Source organism: Variovorax sp. RKNM96 (genome assembly GCF_017161115.1).
GTDB lineage: Bacteria > Pseudomonadota > Gammaproteobacteria > Burkholderiales > Burkholderiaceae_C > Variovorax.
Map to the genome: position 1 here is coordinate 1,089,423 of NZ_CP046508.1, position 14,677 is coordinate 1,104,099.

At 65.5% G+C, this 14,677-nt stretch carries 12 protein-coding genes; 7 read left to right on the forward strand and 5 right to left on the reverse strand.

Annotated elements, in window-relative coordinates; genetic code table 11:
- Positions 1–6: 6 nt before the first annotated feature.
- Positions 7–1,320: a hypothetical protein gene (locus GNX71_RS04990; RefSeq protein ID WP_206177295.1), complete on the reverse strand. Its 1,314-nt coding sequence runs from the start codon at positions 1,318–1,320 to the stop codon at positions 7–9.
- A 9-nt stretch (positions 1,321–1,329) separates the two neighbouring features.
- Positions 1,330–2,742 (reverse strand): UDP-N-acetylmuramate:L-alanyl-gamma-D-glutamyl-meso-diaminopimelate ligase, encoded by a 1,413-nt coding sequence (mpl, locus tag GNX71_RS04995; protein ID WP_206177296.1) that lies wholly within the window; start codon positions 2,740–2,742, stop codon positions 1,330–1,332.
- A 111-nt stretch (positions 2,743–2,853) separates the two neighbouring features.
- Between mpl and GNX71_RS05000 the strand changes: the two genes are divergently transcribed.
- From GNX71_RS05000 to GNX71_RS05030, 7 genes are all read left to right on the forward strand, one after another.
- Complete coding sequence (locus GNX71_RS05000; RefSeq protein WP_206177297.1) at positions 2,854–3,450, forward strand: hypothetical protein; 597 nt, start codon at positions 2,854–2,856, stop codon at positions 3,448–3,450.
- Positions 3,451–4,005, forward strand: a complete 555-nt coding sequence (locus tag GNX71_RS05005; protein WP_206177298.1) for a TlpA disulfide reductase family protein — start codon at positions 3,451–3,453, stop codon at positions 4,003–4,005. It abuts the gene before it with no gap.
- A gap of 100 nt (positions 4,006–4,105) precedes the next feature.
- Positions 4,106–4,567, forward strand: coding sequence for an acetyl-CoA carboxylase biotin carboxyl carrier protein (accB, locus tag GNX71_RS05010; RefSeq protein ID WP_206177299.1), 462 nt, complete (start codon positions 4,106–4,108; stop codon positions 4,565–4,567).
- Between the two features lie 2 nt (positions 4,568–4,569).
- On the forward strand, positions 4,570–5,919 hold the full coding sequence (gene accC / locus GNX71_RS05015; RefSeq protein ID WP_206177300.1) for an acetyl-CoA carboxylase biotin carboxylase subunit: 1,350 nt from the start codon (positions 4,570–4,572) through the stop codon (positions 5,917–5,919).
- A gap of 16 nt (positions 5,920–5,935) precedes the next feature.
- Positions 5,936–6,826 (forward strand): 50S ribosomal protein L11 methyltransferase, encoded by an 891-nt coding sequence (prmA, locus tag GNX71_RS05020; RefSeq protein WP_206177301.1) that lies wholly within the window; start codon positions 5,936–5,938, stop codon positions 6,824–6,826.
- Between the two features lie 85 nt (positions 6,827–6,911).
- Positions 6,912–8,291, forward strand: a complete 1,380-nt coding sequence (locus tag GNX71_RS05025) for a zinc-ribbon and DUF3426 domain-containing protein (protein WP_206177302.1) — start codon at positions 6,912–6,914, stop codon at positions 8,289–8,291.
- A 70-nt stretch (positions 8,292–8,361) separates the two neighbouring features.
- Positions 8,362–9,264 (forward strand): carbohydrate kinase family protein, encoded by a 903-nt coding sequence (locus GNX71_RS05030; RefSeq protein WP_206177303.1) that lies wholly within the window; start codon positions 8,362–8,364, stop codon positions 9,262–9,264.
- Between the two features lie 81 nt (positions 9,265–9,345).
- Here GNX71_RS05030 and GNX71_RS05035 read toward each other — a convergent pair whose 3' ends face one another.
- The 3 genes from GNX71_RS05035 to GNX71_RS05045 all read right to left on the reverse strand — a co-directional run bounded on the left by GNX71_RS05035 (position 9,346) and on the right by GNX71_RS05045 (position 14,418).
- Complete coding sequence (locus GNX71_RS05035; RefSeq protein ID WP_042578341.1) at positions 9,346–9,876, reverse strand: histone H1-like DNA-binding protein; 531 nt, start codon at positions 9,874–9,876, stop codon at positions 9,346–9,348.
- Between the two features lie 196 nt (positions 9,877–10,072).
- Entirely contained in the window at positions 10,073–11,311 is a 1,239-nt protein-coding gene (locus GNX71_RS05040) for a ribonucleotide-diphosphate reductase subunit beta (RefSeq protein WP_206177304.1), read from the reverse strand.
- Between the two features lie 191 nt (positions 11,312–11,502).
- The gene (locus GNX71_RS05045) at positions 11,503–14,418 is read right to left on the reverse strand and encodes a ribonucleoside-diphosphate reductase subunit alpha (RefSeq protein ID WP_206177305.1); all 2,916 of its coding nucleotides are present in this window, start codon (positions 14,416–14,418) and stop codon (positions 11,503–11,505) included.
- Positions 14,419–14,677: the final 259 nt, after the last annotated feature.

The following is a 14,677-nucleotide window of genomic DNA, read 5'->3' on the forward strand; positions in this document are numbered from 1 at the left end:
ACGGGGTCAGGGCGTGGTGGGAAAGTGCCAGCCGGCCAAGTGTCTCAGGTCGCTGGCTTGGCCGGAAGGCATGCGGTCCGGCGTCGGCTGGTCGTGCGGCGGCGGCGGAACGCCGACCGCGATGCGCGACACGCCAGTGGTCTTGCCGAGTCCGGCCACCCAGGTCTGCCAGCGCTCGCCGTTGCGGCGATCCCGGAAGCCGAGGTTGGTGATCTGCTCGGCCGTAGGCGGCGAGGGCGACAGCAGGTCCAGGTATTCCACGCGGCCGCGAACGATGCCGCGGTGGTCAGGCTCTCGCACCTCGTGGCAGTAGGCGGCGGTCCACAGGTCTTCCCGCAGGCGCACGGCATACACATCGCCCTCAGCCGGTGGCCCGGGAATCGACTTGGCGCGCGCGGCAGCGGCCGCGGGCTTGCGCCGGGCCGGCGTGGCGGCCTCTTCGATGAGCGGCTCCCGGTCCGGGCAATCCAGATGACCGAAGAGGCGGTCCAGCAGGCCTTCGTCGAGGCCATGCGCCGCGCTCCACCAGCCCAGCGGCGCCGGTACTTCCACCTTGGTGGAAGGGCGCTGGTCGCGCTCGGCCGCCGTGGTCCATCGAGTGAAGAGGCCGGGGTGCTCCGGCGTCTGCATCACCCCCAGCGTGGCCAGCGCCTCGAGCACCGTCTCGCACCGATAGGGCGTGTTCACGCGCAGCAGCTTCGCGGCCTTGAGGGCGGCGCGCGCCTTGCTGTAGCGCGTTTCCGCCGGCAGCGCGCGCAGCAGGTCCAGCAGACGATGAAAGGCCCAGATGTCGCGCGGAGTCGGGCGGGGCCAGTCCTCAAGCCCGACCCTGCCCGCAGCCTCCAGCGCCAGCAGGCCTTCGACCGGACCGCCGCCGGTGCCCCAGCCCGCGCCCTGCAGGTGGCGGAAGTAGGCGCGCATCGTCAGGTCCGCGCGCTCTTCGCGGTGAAAGCAGACGCGGCAGCTTCCGCCGCCCATGGCTTGCATCGGGTGCGCGGGCATGGCCAGGCCGAGGGCGGTGGCAGGCAGCACCGTCAGCCAGGCCAGGTCGCTCGACACCATCGAGGCGACGAAGGCGTCGGCGGCGCGGCGAAGGTCGACTCCGGCCGCGGCCTGCCGCAGGCGCTCTACCGCCTCGTCGTGCGGAATCTCGACAAAGGTGTTGGGCTGCAGGCCGGCGTTTTTCAGGGCTTGCCGTTCCGCATCGTCGAAGGTGTCGGGAATGCGGTGGCAATAGTTGCCGTCGGCATCGAAGTAGCTGTTGCCGTTGGCGTACACGCGACGCAGCAGGTCGAGCAGTGCGGCGTCGGGTGTTGCCATACCCGGACCTCAGGCGGCGGAAGCGGCGGTGCCGTCGCGCAGTGCGCGCAGCAGTTTGTCGTGCACGCCGCCGAAGCCGCCGTTGCTCATGCAGACGATGTGATCGCCCGGCCGTGCGGCCGCGACGATCTGCGCCACCAGCGGCTCGATGGCCCCGGCGACCTGTGCGCGGTCGCCCATCGGCGCCAGGGCCGCGGCGGCATCCCAGTCGAGTCCGGCCGTGTGGCAGAACGAAAGATCGGCCGATTCAAGGCTCCACGGCAGCTGCGCGGCCATGACGCCCAGCTTCATCGTGTTGCTGCGCGGCTCGAAGGCCGCGAGGATGCGCTCACTTTGCTTGCCCGCGTCGTCGAGCTTCTTGCGGAGGCCCTCGAGCGTGGTGCGGATGGCGGTGGGGTGATGGGCGAAGTCGTCGTAGACCGTGATCGCGCCGCCCTTGCGTTCGACTGTGCCGCGCAGTTCCATCCGCCGGCGCACGTTGCGAAAGCTGCCGAGCGCGCGCGCCGCATCGGCCGGCGCAACGCCGACGTGGTCGGCAGCCGCGATGGCGGCCAGCGCATTCATCTGGTTGTGCAGGCCCGAGAGTTCCCACTCGACCCGGCCGACCGTCTCGCCTTGTCGCATCACGTCGAAGGCGTCGTGCGAGCCGCGGGCCTCCCATTCGCCGCCTGCGCCGAAACGCGCGAGTTCGCTCCAGCAGCCCTGGGCCAGCACGCGCTGCAGGCTCTCTTCGGTGGCATTGACCACCAGCCGCCCGGTGCTGGGCACGGTGCGCACGAGGTGGTGAAACTGGCGTTCGATGTCGGCGAGGTCATCGAAGATGTCCGCGTGGTCGAATTCGAGGTTGTTGAGCACGGCGGTGCGCGGCCGGTAGTGCACGAACTTGCTGCGCTTGTCGAAGAAGGCGGTGTCGTACTCGTCGGCCTCGATGACGAAGGCGGCACCGTCGCCCAGGCGGGCGGACACGCCGAAGTCCAGCGGCACGCCGCCCACCAGGAAGCCCGGCGCCTTGCCGCCCTGCTCAAGCGCCCATGCCAGCATCGATGTGGTGGTCGTCTTGCCGTGCGTGCCGGCCACCGCCAGCACATGGCGGCCCAGCAGCACATGCTCGGCCAGCCATTGCGGGCCGCTCGTGTAGGGCTTGCCGGCGTCGAGGATGGCTTCCATCAGCGGGAACTTGGGGCTGCCGTCGGGCAGGCGCGCCCTCGACACCACGTTGCCGACCACGAACATGTCGGGTGCGAGGGCCAGTTGATCGGCGCCGAAACCCTCGATCAGGTCGATGCCGAGGGCGCGCAGCTGGTCGCTCATCGGCGGGTACACGCCGGCGTCGCAACCCGTGACCCGGTGGCCCGCTTCGCGCGCCAGGGCGGCCAGTCCGCCCATGAACGTGCCGCAGATACCCAGAATATGAATGTGCATCGGGCGATTCTAGGGAGGCGGAATAAGGGGCTCGTCCCGCAAGCCCGGCCTTCGCCCCGAGCTTCATGTTGATTTCGTGTGCATGACGCCTACTGCGGGCAAAATGCCCCGATGGACACGTCCAAGCGTGAAATCGCCGCCACCGCAGCCCGCCTTGTCGTCGAGGAAGGGCTGGAATACGGCCCCGCCAAACGCCGGGCCCTGCGTGACTTGGGGCTGTCGGCGCGCACTTCGCTGCCGAACAACGACGAAGTCGAGGCTGAGGTGCGCGACTACATCGCGCTCTTCTGTGCTGACACCCAGCCGCAGGAATTGCATGCGCTGCGCCTGCTGGCGCTGGAGTGGATGGAGCGCATGGCCGCCTTCCGCCCGCATATCGGCGGCGCCGTATGGCACGGCACGGCCACACGGCTCTCGGACATCTACATACAGATGTTCTGCGATGATTCCAAATCCGCCGAGATCGCCCTCATCGACCACCACGTGGACTACGAACCGCGCATGGTCACCGGCTTCCATGGTGAGCAGGTCGAAGCCTTGAGCGTGCATGCGCCAAGCCGCATGCTCGGCGAGGAAATCGGCGTGCACCTGCTGGTCTACGACCTTGACGACCTGCGCGGCGCCCTCAAGCCCGACGCCCAGGGGCGCACGCCGCGCGGCGACCTGCCCGCATTGCGCCGACTGATTGAAAGAGAAAAGGACAAGTGAATGACTTCTTCGCCGACACGACGCGGCATGCTCTATGGCGGCGTGGCGGCGGTGGCCGCCGCTGCCGGGGTGGGTGGCGCCTGGTGGCGGGAACGCAGCGCCAGGAGCAATGCGGCGGGTGGCGAGCAACTCGACGCGACCTTCTGGGCCCAGAAATTCGAACGGCCGGAGGGTGGTGAACTGGTTCTCTCGAGCCTTCGCGGCAAGCCGTTGCTGCTGAACTTCTGGGCCACCTGGTGCCCGCCCTGTGTCGAAGAAATGCCGATGATCGACACCTTTTTCCGCGAACATGGCGCCAACGGATGGCAAGTGGTTGGATTGGCCATTGACCAGCCCAGCGCGGTACGCAAATTCCTGCAACGCACCCCGGTCACCTATCCCACCGGCCTGGCCGGGCTGCAAGGCACGGAGCTGGTCAAGAACCTGGGCAATACCGGCGGTGGATTGCCCTTCACGCTGGTGCTGAACGGTAACGGCTCTGTTGCAGCTCGTAAAATGGGCAAGCTCGAAACCGCCGATTTAGAGACTTGGCGGCGTGAACTTGTTCATGGTTAGAATCGGCCGCCCAAGCTGGCGTTAGCCACCAAACGCTGAAAATCGCCGATTTTCAGCCCAGTTATATCCGAATGACCGGCAAAGCCGGCACTGGAGTCCCATGGATCTGCGCAAACTCAAGACACTGATCGATTTGGTGTCCGAATCGAATATTTCCGAACTGGAAATCACCGAAACCGAAGGCAAGGTTCGCATCGTCAAGGGCGGCGGCGCCGCCCCGGTGCAGTATGTGCAAACCCTGGCAGCGCCGCCTGCTGCTGCCCCAGTGGCAGGTGCGCCCGCTGCCCCGGCCGCCGCAAGCGCCCCCGCAGTCGAAGCCGCTCCGGCCGGCCACGCGGTCAAGTCGCCCATGGTCGGCACGTTCTACCGTTCGTCGAGCCCGGGCGCACCGGCCTTTGTCGAAATCGGCAGCAAGGTGAACGAGGGCGACACGATCTGCATCATCGAAGCGATGAAGATCCTCAACGAAATCGAAGCCGACAAGTCCGGCACGATCACCCAGATCCTCGGCGAAAACGGGCAGGCGGTCGAATACGGCCAGCCGCTGTTCATCATCGAGTGACCATGTTCAAGAAGATCCTGGTTGCCAACCGGGGGGAGATTGCCCTCCGGATTCAGCGTGCCTGCAGCGAGATGGGCATCAAGGCCGTGATGGTCTATTCCGAAGCCGATCGCGAGGCCAAGTACGTCAAGCTGGCGCAGGAAGCCGTGTGCATCGGCCCGGCGCCCTCGGGGCAGAGCTACCTCAACATGCCGGCGATCATCTCGGCGGCCGAAGTGACGGACGCCGAAGCCATCCACCCCGGCTACGGCTTCCTGAGCGAGAACGCCAACTTCGCCGAACGCGTGGAGCAGAGCGGTTTCCAGTTCATCGGTCCGACGCCCGACAACATCCGCACGATGGGCGACAAGGTCTCGGCCAAGCAGGCCATGATCAAGGCCGGCGTGCCTTGCGTGCCCGGCTCCGAAGGCGAGCTTTCGGACGACGCCGCCACCAACAAGCGCATTGCCCGTGCGATCGGCTACCCGGTCATCATCAAGGCGGCGGGCGGCGGCGGTGGCCGCGGCATGCGCGTGGTGCACACCGAGGCGGCGCTGGTCAACGCGATCCAGATGACCAAGGCGGAAGCTGGCGCGGCCTTCAGCAATCCGGCCGTGTACATGGAGAAGTTTCTCCAGAACCCGCGCCACATCGAGATCCAGATCCTCGCCGACAAGCACAAAAACGCGGTCTACCTGGGCGAGCGCGACTGCTCCATGCAGCGCCGCCACCAGAAGGTGATCGAGGAATCGCCGGCCCCCGGCATTCCGCGCAAGCTGATCGAGAAGATCGGCGAGCGCTGCGCCGCGGCCTGCAAGAAGATCGGCTACCGCGGTGCGGGCACCTTCGAGTTCCTCTATGAGAACGGCGAGTTCTACTTCATCGAGATGAACACGCGCGTGCAGGTGGAGCACCCGGTGACCGAGTTCACCACCGGCATCGACATCGTGAAGACGCAGATCATGGTGGCGGCCGGCGAGAAGCTGCCGTTCACCCAGCGCCAGATCGAGATGCGCGGCCACGCCATCGAGGTGCGCATCAACGCCGAAGACGCCTGGAAGTTCACGCCGTCGCCGGGCCGCATCACCATGTGGCACCCGCCGGGCGGCCCCGGTGTGCGCGTCGATTCGCATGCGTACACCAACTACTTCGTGCCCCCGAACTACGACTCGATGATCGGCAAGATCATCGTGTACGGCGACACGCGCGAGCAGGCCATGGCGCGCATGCGCACGGCGCTGAACGAGACCGTGATCGAAGGCATCCAGACCAACATCCCGCTGCACCGCGAGCTGATGGTCGACGCCAAGTTCATGGCCGGCGGCACCAACATCCACTATCTCGAAGAGTGGCTGGCAGCGCACAAGCGCTGACCCGAGAGACGACGCCATGTTCGAACTTCGCCTGATGGCACCGGAAGACCGGGTCGAAATGCTCAGCGACGCGCTCGATGCACTCGATGCGCTGAGCGTGTCCGTCGAGGACGCCGACGCGCAGACCGATGCCGAGCAGGCGCTGTTCGGCGAGCCCGGCATGCCGCCGCCCAAGGAGGGTTGGCAGCGCTCGCGCGTGATCGCGCTGTTCGCCGAGGAGGCGCTTGCGAACGAGGCCGCATCGCTGCTCGCACTGCAGGACTTCTTCGAAGGCTGCTCGGTGCTTGGCGTGGCGAATGTGCCCGAGCAGGACTGGGTGCGGCTCACGCAATCGCAGTTCACGCCGGTCGAGATCACGCCCGAGTTCTGGATCGTGCCGACCTGGCACGAGCCGCCCGCGCAGGCGAAGCAGCTGATCCGCCTGGACCCGGGCCTGGCCTTCGGCACCGGCACCCATCCCACCACGCGCATGTGTTTGCGCTGGATCGCGAAGCAGGGCGAGGGCGCTTTTGCCAAGCAGCGCGTGCTCGACTACGGTTGCGGCTCCGGCATCCTGGCGATCGGCGCGGCGAAGTTCGGCGCGCTTGACATCGATGCCGTCGACATCGACGAAGCCGCGGTCTCCTCGACCCGTCTCAATGCCGAAGCCAACGGCGTCAGCCTCAATGCCGGTCTGCCGGAAGCGGCCAAGGGCACCTACGACACCGTGCTCGCCAACATCCTGGCCACGCCGCTCAAGCTGCTCGCGCCGCTGCTGCGCAGCCACGTGGCGCCGGGCGGATCGCTGGTGATGGCCGGCATCCTCGAGCGCCAGGCCGACGAGCTGAAAGAAGCCTACGCGCCGTATGCGGCCCTCGAGGTCAGTGACAGCGAGGACGGCTGGATCCTCATGACGGCGCGCTGCTGAGCGGCGCGGCCGAGTTTTCGCACTACTGCCGCGCGCCGTTCGCGCCACTCGTACGGCGGGGGCCCAACCCTACAATCGCCCGGTCATGAGCCTCGTCACGCGTTGCCCCGCCTGCACCACCACCTTCAAGGTGGTGCGCGATCAGCTTCGCATCTCGGACGGATGGGTGCGTTGCGGCCGGTGCAGCCATGTGTTCGATGCGACGCTCGACCTGCACGAATCGCCCGACGGGGTGCCCGCCGCACCGTCGTCGGCGAACGCCCATCCGCCCGCACTGCTCGAGCCTTCCTCCGAGAGCCGGGCCGACGCGCCGTCCACGCCGTCGCAGCCTTCCCAGGCCTCCGAAGACGCAGATTTCTTCGATGACGAGCCTGAAGAGCGCACCCAGACCGAGGTGGCGCATCCGCCGCCGGCGACGGAAGAGCCCGGGCCTGTTGAATTCGCAGTCGCGCCGCCGCCTGCGCCATCCCCGTCATCCCCAACGCTCGCATTGCCCGCGCACGGCATCATCGCGGACGAGCCGTGGTCCGACCTGGATGTCAGCGAGCCCGCGTGGCGGCCGCCGGCGAGCTCGCTGCCCCCGTTCCCGAACATCGACCTGAATCTCGCGCCGCCGCCGCCATCTCCGCCGCCTCCGGTTCCCCCGCTGCCCGTCCCGCGCGCCAAGGTGCACGGACTGGTCGAGCCCACCCTCGACGACGGCGCCGAGGAGGGAGAAGAAAAAGAGCAGGACCACGACCAGGTCCAGATGCAGAAGGCGCTGCGCCGGGCGCGCATCAAGTCGGCCAAGATCGCGAGCGCCAACAAGTCGCGAGAGGCCAGGGCCGCCGCCAAGGCCGCGTCGTCGTCGATGGTCCGGGAGGCGAGTGAGCCGGAGGAGGGCCCCGTCTCGCTGCCGCCGATGTTTGCGGAGCGCGAAGAAGACCACCATTTTTCCGACGACGAAGAGCACGACACCCAGGCGCCCGGTTTCTGGCAGCGCAAGGGTGTGCGGCTGCTGCTGGTCGTCCTGGCGCTGCTCGCTGTCCTGCTGCTCATCGTGCAGATCGTTCGCCACGAGCGCGACGGCATCGTCGCGCGCCAGCCGGGCCTGCGTCCCGCGCTGGCGGCGCTGTGCCAGTACACCGGCTGCGAACTCTCGGCCCTGCGTCAGATCGGCGACATCATGATCGAGGGCGCCGCCTTCGCGCGCGAGAAGAGCGGCGGCAACGACTACCGGCTCAGCTTCACCTTGCGCAACGGCGCGACCGTGCCGCTCGCGATGCCGGCCGTCGAACTCTCGCTGCTCGACACGCAGGAGCGTGCGGTGGTGCGGCGCGTGCTGATGCCCTCGGACTACGGCGCACCGTCGGTGCTTGCAGCGCGCGCCGATCGCGCGGCCTCGCTGCCGCTGACCCTGTCGCCGACGGAATCGGCTGCGTTGCCGCCCATCGCGGGCTACCGCGTGGAAGCCTTCTATCCCTAGCTGGACGACGCCTGCACGCAAGCCATCGTCCTTCCCTCATCCATCTTCTTTCAACGAAAACGGTCCACCCATGGCAGCAGTGATTTGCGGTTCCCTCGCGTTCGACACCATCATGACTTTCGAGGGCCGGTTCGCCGATCAGATCCTTCCGGACCAACTGCACATCCTGAACGTGTCGTTCCTCGTGCCGGGCCTGCGTCGCGACTTCGGCGGCTGCGCCGGCAACATCGCCTACAGCCTCAACGCACTGGGCGGCACCGCACTGCCGATGGCCACGCTCGGCAGCGACGGCGCCGACTACCTGGAGCGCATGCGCTCGCTGGGCATCGACACCGAGTTCGTGCGCCAGCTCGACGACACCTTCACCGCGCAGGCGATGATCATGAACGACGTCGACAACAACCAGATCACTGCGTTCCACCCCGGCGCGATGCAGCAGGCGCACATCACCAAGGTGGCGGCGCGCGAGGACATCAAGGTCGGCATCATCGCGCCCGATGGCCGCGAGGCGATGCTGCAGCACGCGGAGCAGTTCGCCGCCGCCGGCATTCCGTTCGTGTTCGATCCGGGCCAGGGCCTGCCGATGTTCGACGGCGATGCGCTCAAGCACTTCGTCGATCTCGCGAGTTGGGTCGTGGTCAACGACTACGAAGGAAAGATGCTGTCGCAGCGCACCGGCTGGAGCCTGGCGGAGATTTCCAAGCGCGTGCGCGGCCTGGTGGTCACGCTGGCGGCCGAGGGCTGCGAGGTCTGGATCGATGGCGAGCGCGAACATGTGCCGGGCGTGACGCCCACCGCCGTGGTCGAGCCCACGGGTTGCGGCGACGCATGGCGCGGCGCGCTGCTGTTCGGTCTGGAAAAGGAATGGCCGCTCGCGCAATGCGCGGCACTGGGCAACCGCATCGGCGCGCTCAAGATCGCGCAGCGCGGACCGCAGAACTACCAGGTCGACCGCAAGGCCCTGGGCCTGTAAGAAGCCTCTTCTTCGAGCGCCCAAAAAAAAACCCGACACCGTGAGGTGCCGGGTTTTTTGCCGTCAAGGCGCTGAGATTACTCAGGGCTTGCTGGCCGTAGGAAACGGCCAGGCTGCCTGGGGATTCAGCGTCGTTTGCGCGGCAGGGGCAGGCGCTACAGCAGCCTTGGCGGGTGCCTTGGCAGCCTTCTTTGCAGCAGGCTTCTTGGCAGCAGCGGCAGGCTTGGCAGCGGGCTTTTTCGCGGCTTTCTTGGCCGCAGCCTTTTTCGCAGGAGCCTTCTTGGCGGCGGCCTTCTTTGCAGGGGCCTTCTTGGCAGCTGCCTTCTTGGCAGGAGCCTTCTTCGCCGCGGCCTTCTTCGCAGGCGCCTTCTTGGCAGCGGCCTTCTTCGCCGGAGCCTTCTTCGCAGCAGCCTTCTTGGCCGGTGCTGCCTTCTTCGCTGCTACCTTCTTGGCAGGAGCCTTCTTGGCGGCGACCTTCTTGGCAGCAACCTTCTTGGCCGGAGCCTTCTTCGCTGCTACCTTCTTTGCCGGAGCCTTCTTGGCCGCGACCTTCTTTGCCGGAGCCTTCTTTGCAGCGGCTTTCTTAGCCGGCGCTTTCTTTGCAGTTGCCATTTCTATTTCTCCTTGATCAAGTTGAAAAAATCAACCTATTGAAGCACTCCACGCACGTTGGGAGCGTGAAGCGATTCATGGCGTTGGAATCTGAGCCCCAGCACCATGAACACCTGAGCCCTCGTCCATGCCGCGCTCTTTGGCGCGATCGGTGGCAAGGGCAATTCTTGAATTCATTAATTCTTATCGGAAAGATTCAATCCCAGGAGAGCGCACCACCCGACTGGTACTCGATCACGCGGGTTTCGAAAAAGTTGCGCTCTTTCTTCAGGTCAATCATTTCGCTCATCCAGGGGAACGGATTTTCTTCGTTCGGGAAGAGCGTTTCGAGGCCGATCTGCTGTGCACGCCGATTGGCGATGTACCGCAGGTAGCCCTTGAACATGGAGGCGTTCATGCCGAGCACGCCACGCGGCATGGTGTCTTCGGCGTATTTGTATTCGAGCTCGACGGCCTTCATGAAGAGGTCCTTGATCTCGGCCTTGAACTCGGAGGTCCAGAGGCCGGGATTCTCGAGCTTGAGCTGGTTGATCAGGTCGATGCCGAAATTGCAGTGCATCGACTCGTCGCGCAGGATGTACTGGTACTGCTCGGCGGCGCCGGTCATCTTGTTCTGGCGGCCGAGCGCAAGGATCTGCGTGAAGCCGACGTAGAAGAAGAGGCCTTCCATCAGGCAGGCGAACACGATCAGCGACTTGAGCAGCGTCTGGTCGGTTTCGTGCGTGCCGGTCTTGAAGTGCGGGTCGCTGATGGCGTCGATGAACGGGAGCAGGAACTGGTCCTTCTCGCGGATCGACTGCACTTCGTTGTAGGCGTTGAAGATCTCGCTCTCGTCCAGGCCGAGCGACTCGACGATGTACTGGTACGCGTGCGTGTGGATTGCTTCCTCGAAGGCCTGGCGCAGCAGGAACTGGCGGCATTCGGGCGCCGTGATGTGGCGGTAGGTGCCCAGCACGATGTTGTTGGCGGCCAGCGAGTCGGCGGTCACGAAGAAGCCGAGGTTGCGCTTGACGATGCGGCGTTCGTCTTCGGTCAGGCCGTTCGGGTCTTTCCACAACGCGATGTCGCGCGTCATGTTCACTTCCTGCGGCATCCAGTGGTTGGCGCAGGTGGCGAGGTACTTTTCCCAAGCCCACTTGTACTTGAACGGCACCAGCTGGTTGACGTCGGTCTGGCCGTTGATGATGCGCTTGTCGGAAGCCTTGACGCGTTGCGCCACGACAGGAACCGAAGCGGGAGCAACCTGGCGCAGCGGTGCGGCGGCGCCGTCATCGAGCGTGCGCGAAGCAGACGATGCGGGTTGTGCAATCGACGAAGTCGGAGCGTCCACCGAACGGCCTGCGGGCGAGCCGCTGGTCGATGCGTTGTGGTGCTGCAATCCTTGTTGCATATCCTTTGGTAAGGAGGGCTTGACTTCTTCGTCCCAGGTCAACATAGAAAAATCCAATGCTCAAATTATCGGAGTAACGATGTGAGTTGCAAAGTGCTCGTTCACATCGCGCGCCATTTATGTGGTTGTTATGTTGCTCGCATGCATCGCGCGATGTCAGTCAATGGCTTCATTGCTTGAACGTCGCGCGACTTTCGCATGCACCTCACTGACTCACTGTCGCGAGCATCGGCGTGTCACTGGCACGCTTCACAGGTCGGATCGTCCACACCGCAGAAGGCGATGTCGGTGGCGGGCATCGCGCTCATCTGTGCCTTCGCTGCAGCAGCGGCGGCTTCGAGTGCGCTCATGCCCGAGGGTGCGTCGTTGCCCGACGACACCGCGTTGAGACGGCCCGATTGCACCGTCGATTTTTCTGCGTGCGTCGCGCTCTGCGTGCGCAGGTAGTAGGTGGTCTTCAGGCCGCGCAGCCATGCGAGCTTGTAGGTGTCGTCGAGCTTCTTGCCCGATGCGCCGGCCATGTAGATGTTGAGCGATTGCGCCTGGTCGATCCACTTCTGGCGACGCGCAGCGGCTTCCACCAGCCACGTGGTTTCCACTTCGAACGCGGTGGCGTAGAGCGCCTTCACGTCCTGCGGCACGCGGTCGATGGGACGCAGCGAACCGTCGAAGTGCTTCAGGTCCATCACCATCACGTCGTCCCACAGGCCCAGGCGCTTCAGGTCGCGAACCAGGTAGTGGTTGATCACGGTGAATTCGCCCGACAGGTTCGACTTGACCGAGAGGTTGCCGAAGCACGGCTCGATCGAGGCGTCCACGCCGATGATGTTCGAGATGGTCGCGGTCGGTGCGATGGCCACGCAGTTGGAGTTGCGCATGCCGTCGGCCTTGATCTTCGAGCGCAGCGCGTCCCAGTCGAGGGTGGCCGAGCGGTCCACCTCGACGTAGCCGCCGCGTGCCTTTTCCAGCAGCTCGAGCGTGTCGATCGGAAGGATCCCCTTGTCCCACAGCGAGCCCTTGTAGCTCGAGTACTTGCCGCGTTCCTTGGCCAGCTCGGTCGAGGCCCAGTAGGCGTGGTAGCAGATGGCTTCCATCGACTCGTCGGCGAACTGCACGGCTTCCTGCGAGGCGTAGGGAATGCGCAGTTCGTACAGCGCGTCCTGGAAGCCCATGAGGCCCAGGCCCACCGGACGGTGGCGCAGGTTCGAGTCGCGCGCCTTCTTCACGGCGTAGTAGTTGATGTCGATCACGTTGTCGAGCATGCGCATCGCGGTCGAGATCGTCCGCTTGAGCTTTTCCTGGTCGACCTTGCCGTCCTTCAGATGCTGCAGCAGGTTCACCGAACCCAGGTTGCAGACGGCCGTTTCGGTGTCGCTGGTGTTCAGCGTGATCTCGGTGCAGAGGTTCGACGAGTGCACGACACCTGCGTGCTGCTGCGGCGAGCGCACGTTGCAGGCATCCTTGAACGTGATCCAGGGATGGCCGGTCTCGAACAGCATCGTGAGCATCTTGCGCCACAGGTCCGAGGCCTGGATGGTGCGCGCGGGCTTGATCTCGCCGCGGGCCGCCTTCTCTTCGTAGGCCACGTAGGCCTTCTCGAAGTCGGCGCCGAACAGGTCGTGCAGGTCAGGCACGTTGGAAGGCGAGAACAGCGTCCAGGTGCCCTTTTCCATCACGCGGCGCATGAAGAGGTCGGGGATCCAGTTGGCGGTGTTCATGTCGTGCGTGCGGCGGCGGTCGTCGCCGGTGTTCTTGCGCAGCTCCAGGAACTCCTCGATGTCGAGGTGCCAGGTTTCGAGGTACGTGCAGACCGCGCCCTTGCGCTTGCCGCCCTGGTTCACCGCCACGGCCGTGTCGTTCACCACCTTGAGGAACGGCACCACGCCCTGCGATTCGCCGTTGGTGCCCTTGATGTGGCTGCCGAGCGCGCGCACGCGGGTCCAGTCGTTGCCCAGGCCGCCCGCGAATTTCGAGAGCAGCGCGTTTTCCTTGATCGACTCGTAGATGCCGTCCAGGTCGTCGGGCACGGTGGTCAGGTAGCAGCTGGACAGCTGCGAGCGCAGCGTGCCGGCGTTGAACAGGGTCGGCGTGCTCGACATGAAGTCGAACGACGACAGCACTTCGTAGAACTCGATGGCACGCGCTTCGCGGTCGATCTCGCCGAGCGACAGGCCCATGGCCACGCGCATGAAGAAAGCCTGCGGCAGTTCGATGCGGGTCTTGCGCACGTGCAGGAAGTAGCGGTCGTACAGCGTCTGCAGACCCAGGTAGTCGAACTGGTTGTCGCGTTCGGCCTTCAGCGCCGCGCCCAGGCGGGGCAGGTCGTACTGCAGCAGCTTCTCGTCGAGCAGGTCGTTCTCCACGCCCTTCTTGATGAACTGCGGGAAGTAGTCTGCGTAGGCGGTGGCGCGGTCGACCGGCATCACTTCGCGGCCGACGATCTCCTTGAAGATCGTGTGCAGCAGGAGGCGCGCGGTGGCGAAGGTGTAGTCGGGGTCTTTCTCGATCAGCGTGCGGGCCGCCAGGATCGAGGCCTTGTAGACCTCGTCGAGCGGCACGCCGTCGTACAGGTTGCGCATCGTCTCGGCGACGATCGGCGCGGCGGTGATGCTGTCGCCCAGGTTCTCGCAGGCCGATTCGATCAGGCCCTTGAGCTGGTTCAGGTCGAGCGCGACGCGTTCGCCGTTGTCCAGCACATGCAGCGTCTGCACGGCGGGCATTTCATGTTCGCCCTGCTTGGAACGCTCCTGCGTGCGGCGTTCGCGGTACAGCACGTAGGCGCGTGCGATTTCGTGGTGGCCGCCGCGCATCAGGCCGAGCTCGACCTGGTCCTGCACGTCTTCGATGTGGAAGGTGCCGCCGCCCGGACGCGAACGCACCATGGCGCGGATCACGCCTTGGGTGAGCACGTCGACCGTCTCGCGCACGCTGGCCGAAGCCGCGCCCTGGGTGCCGTGCACGGCCAGGAAGGCCTTCATCATCGCGATGGCGATCTTGTTCGGCTCGAAGGGAACGACGGCGCCGTTGCGGCGGATGATCTGGTAGTGCGCGAGGTTCTGGCCGGTGGGGGAGCCAGCAGTGTCTCGCTGCTGCTGCGGTGGCGTCGAGGGAACGGCACGCGGGGTCGATGGGGTGTTCAGGGCTGTTTGCATTCGCTTCCTCTCGGTTGGCAATTCTTGTTGGGTGGCGACGCCTTGGCTGGGCGCCGCGCCGGCGTTGTTGACCGGACGGAGGACACTATATCTAGGGTGCCAGGGGTCTACAAGCCACTACAGGTAGTGTTTTGTGAGTGATTCACCTACTGCGGGTATCTCTCTAGGCATAGGCCATGGCTGGCGATGCCGCGTCAATACTGGCCTATGGTCGCGCAACCCGCACGGGGCTTGGCTTGCAAGCCGATTTGAGCCTGCA

Coding starts and splice junctions, on each gene's coding strand:
- accB (WP_206177299.1), top strand. CDS start 4,106: ATGGATCTGCGCAAACTCAAGACACTGATCGATTTGGTGTCCGAATCG.
- accC (WP_206177300.1), top strand. CDS start 4,570: ATGTTCAAGAAGATCCTGGTTGCCAACCGGGGGGAGATTGCCCTCCGG.
- mpl (WP_206177296.1), bottom strand. CDS start 2,742: ATGCACATTCATATTCTGGGTATCTGCGGCACGTTCATGGGCGGACTG.
- GNX71_RS05000 (WP_206177297.1), top strand. CDS start 2,854: ATGGACACGTCCAAGCGTGAAATCGCCGCCACCGCAGCCCGCCTTGTC.
- GNX71_RS05005 (WP_206177298.1), top strand. CDS start 3,451: ATGACTTCTTCGCCGACACGACGCGGCATGCTCTATGGCGGCGTGGCG.
- GNX71_RS05025 (WP_206177302.1), top strand. CDS start 6,912: ATGAGCCTCGTCACGCGTTGCCCCGCCTGCACCACCACCTTCAAGGTG.
- GNX71_RS05030 (WP_206177303.1), top strand. CDS start 8,362: ATGGCAGCAGTGATTTGCGGTTCCCTCGCGTTCGACACCATCATGACT.
- GNX71_RS04990 (WP_206177295.1), bottom strand. CDS start 1,320: ATGGCAACACCCGACGCCGCACTGCTCGACCTGCTGCGTCGCGTGTAC.
- GNX71_RS05040 (WP_206177304.1), bottom strand. CDS start 11,311: ATGTTGACCTGGGACGAAGAAGTCAAGCCCTCCTTACCAAAGGATATG.
- GNX71_RS05045 (WP_206177305.1), bottom strand. CDS start 14,418: ATGCAAACAGCCCTGAACACCCCATCGACCCCGCGTGCCGTTCCCTCG.
- prmA (WP_206177301.1), top strand. CDS start 5,936: ATGTTCGAACTTCGCCTGATGGCACCGGAAGACCGGGTCGAAATGCTC.
- GNX71_RS05035 (WP_042578341.1), bottom strand. CDS start 9,876: ATGGCAACTGCAAAGAAAGCGCCGGCTAAGAAAGCCGCTGCAAAGAAG.